General features: G+C 45.5%; 1 protein-coding gene. It reads left to right on the forward strand.

Annotated elements, in window-relative coordinates:
- Positions 1 to 3,631: DUF3293 domain-containing protein (locus EBR25_12760; protein ID NBW41855.1), on the forward strand; the 3,631-nt coding region annotated here is incomplete at both ends.

The raw sequence follows: 3,631 nt of genomic DNA on the forward strand, positions 1-3,631 counted from the left end.
TAGAGCCGAAAAAAACCCAGTGTCTAGAAACTCTATAAAGAAAGAAATTCAAAGGCTTAACGCAGAGATTGATGGTGCGGCCAAAGCAAGAATTCCTTTTTACGAGATGCTTTCTGTCAGACACCCAGAAGCTCTCGACGCAATTCAAAAGCTGGACATAGAGATAGAACAGCTTAGAGCGAGAATTAAGAAAGGTGGTCTCACCGATGAAAACAAAGAGTCTTTTGAAAAAATTCTGGAAGACAAGGTTAGAGATCGTGTTAAGATTGAGCAGTCATTTAAAGACGAATCTCTTGAGTTGTCTGTAGAAGAAAGAACCGCCCTTTCTGACAGAAGAACTAGGGATGCTGTTCGTGCTCTCGACGCAGAGATTGCTCTTGCTGAGCAGTCTCTAGACCTCGACTACGGACAGCTGGTCCTAGAAGGTAGTGACACAAATACAGAGGCTTACGCAGAGGCGCAGAAGAGATTGTCTGAGCTTAAAGAAAAGCGTAAAGATGTCTTAAAGATGATGGGCGAGGTAGAGGCCGCAAGAACAAGAGTTCGAGAAGAGTCTGAAGCGGCAGCTACAGAGCTTGCGAATTTTGATGATCTTGACGCCGCCGTAAACGACCTTACGGCTGCAGAAGACGCCCTCGCTGGGGCTCTTGGTGTAGACCCAGTTCAGGTGAGGTCAGGAAACGTTGGGGATCTCATGCAGCTTAACAGGGAGATTCAGGACAGAGCCATGGTTGAGTGGGTCGATAAGGCCATTGAAGACCTTGAAAACTCTTCCCTTTCCGATGAGGACCTTCAATCTATTTTTGAAAGTGACAACTTCGCCATGCTCACGGGTGAGAACCCCAACGCTAGAGCTGTAGGAGAAAAAGCAAACAAGGCGTTCAACAAAAAGGCTGAGGCATGGCTTAAAGAAAGGGGTCTAAAGTATCATAAAATTGTAGGCAGATACGGAAACGGAGAGAACAGCTTCCTCGTGGAAGGCATGACCCGTGAGCAAGCGGCAGAGTTTGCGCGAGACCTTGGCCAAGAAAGCGTCGCTCATAAGGACGGACTTGTTCAGGGTGACGGATCTATAAACCTATTTGATGGTGGCGTAAACAGCGCCGAAGGCCAGACTGACTACTTCTCCGCTATAAAAGATAAAGACGGGAACGTAAAGAAGTTTGGGTTGATGCCTTCAGACACGTATCAAGATGCTGACGGAAACTCTATAACTGCCGATGACTATTCTAACAGAGCTACAGAACTCGCCGCTTCTGTGGATCAGATTGTGGAAGACGCCCTCAAACCAGAGACAAAAACTAAAGAAATAAAAGAGCAGTCTACACAAGAAAATACAGAGAGCGGGCCCGTAAAAAGCGTTACAGTAAATCCAGCGGAGGACGGCTCTTACGGCGTTAGAGCTGGAGTAGCTGGATTGTCAACGGCAGAAGCCAAGGCGGTAAACAACCTCATGAAGCTCATGAGCTCTGTTCTTGGACGTCCAGTGAAGCTGGTGTTGTATGAAGACGCCGCCTCGTCAACTAGAGCTCTTGGACGACAGGGAATTGGAGGCATGTTTGTTAACGGGGAAGTTCATCTTTCTCCAGAGCAGATTAAAATAAACGCTGGGCAAGAGACCGAGCAAGGATTTAAGAGAACTAAAAGCTTCCAAGAAACGCTTCTTGAAGAAGTTAAACACGGTGTTATAGAGCCAGCTTTCCAACAGCTTTCTGACGCAGATCAAGAGCAGGTTGTAAAGAAGATCTTCGAGATGGCCAAAAATGACGAGGGTCTCATGGAGAGACTCATGTCAAAAGAGGCTACCTATAAAAAGATGGGTGAAGATTCGCGTTCTGTTCGAGGAGAGGTGTACGCCGAATTTATGTCGGCACTCTCTGGAGACCAAGGCGTGAGGCTTAGCTTCTTAGATCAGGCAAGGCTTATGTACAACAATGTGCTTGCGTCAGCATATGGGAAGCTTGGCAAGAAGTTCTATGTGAACGGAGTTGACGACTTGATTAGAACTGCAGCCGCATTTAAAGCGGCTAGAAATGGGTCTATAAACATTGTAGCAAAGCCCGTTTCCGAGCAATCAAAATCTCGTGCTTCAGCGACTATTTCACCAACAATGGTGAAGAAGAATGACGACGGAACCGTAACCATAAAGTATTGGAAATCAATATATATGTGGAAAGACGGAGACAGAAAAGACATTGGAAGTAGTGAGAGAGTTCAAACGTTTAGAGACCAGTGGCACTTCATTAACTGGTGGAAGAAAGCCACAGACATGGGCAGATCTACGGATATATTTTCTTTTGAAGATTCCGATGGAAGGGCTATTGATGTAGACAGAATAAAAAACTATGGACGCAAGTCGGCGGCTCTTGACAAGAGTGATATTGTGTCCAACATGCAGAATCGAGTAAAACAAGCTGAAGCTCAAGGGGTTATAAATTCTCTTATCGCTAAGCGGATGCTCGGAAAAATGAGAATGCTTGAGACAAGGCTCAAATCTTCGCCTGAAAACTCTCCAAGCCGCCCAGCAATAATGAAGATTGCGAGAGACATAGATATGAAGTCTCGTGAGATGATTGAGCAGATCGCAAAGAGAGATGGGAAGACTTTCGTTTATGAACCAGACACCCCAGAAGGTAGAGCTTCGATCGCACTCGAAAAAGCCATAAGAAACACTGACGGAAGCGTTGAAGAAAACAAGTCTCTTGTAAAAGATCTTGAAGAAAACTTCGGCGTACACGTTAAGGGTCAGCGAGCTAAAATGCTTCTGTTGAGCGAGTATGTCAGGACGGAAATGGGCATAGACGCAGAGCGCATGACTCCAGAAGAATATGTTCAGGCGTCTACCGACATGCTTTATGACGTTTATAAAGCAGCGTATTCAAACCCAGAAGAAAGAGCTCGTGTTTTTGGTGAATTAGACCCAGTTGACTTCTTCAAAAACAATGACAAGGCTACTAACGAAGACATCGAAGAAATGTCTAAAACAGTAACCATGCCTGGAAGTAAGTCTGAGCTTGGAATTGCATACAACATTATTAAGGCGTGTACGTCTCAAGGAGCTAATGCTGCAACAAATATGCGCATGGCATTTGACGTCATGTATCATTCCGCAAAATACAGAGCTGCTGGCGGAGAAATGTTTATTGACCCAAAGATCATTCAAGATCTTATGACGAACGATGGGGAGAGCAGAAGCGGCGTTGATCTTAGCTACGGGAATGCGGCAAGAGCGAGAAGCATTGGTGTCAACCTGCTCAAGATGAATAATCTTGTTCAGAACTATACAAGGGGTGACGGCACGGTGAATTTCACCAAAATGAACAAAGACTTGGCGCAAAGAAGGGCCAACGGGAAAACAGTTGCAAGCGAGAAGCTCGGAGATAAAATTGGAAACTTTGCGTTGAACCTCAATGGTGATGAGACGGCTATAACGTTAGACTCACACAACATCAAGACCTTGATGGCATTCATGGGGATGTATGTCCCTACAGACAAGGCCTTTGAAAAAAGATGGCCAGACATCTGTAGCATACTTGGGATTCCAGAGTCTGTTCGTGGCGGCGAAGACGCTAATATTGCTCATAGAAAAGAAGCTATGGCAAGCCTCAAAGAGAAAATGTTTGCGGCACAA

The organism is bacterium (assembly GCA_009926305.1).
In the GTDB taxonomy this organism is placed as follows: Bacteria; Bdellovibrionota_C; UBA2361; order UBA2361; family RFPC01; genus RFPC01.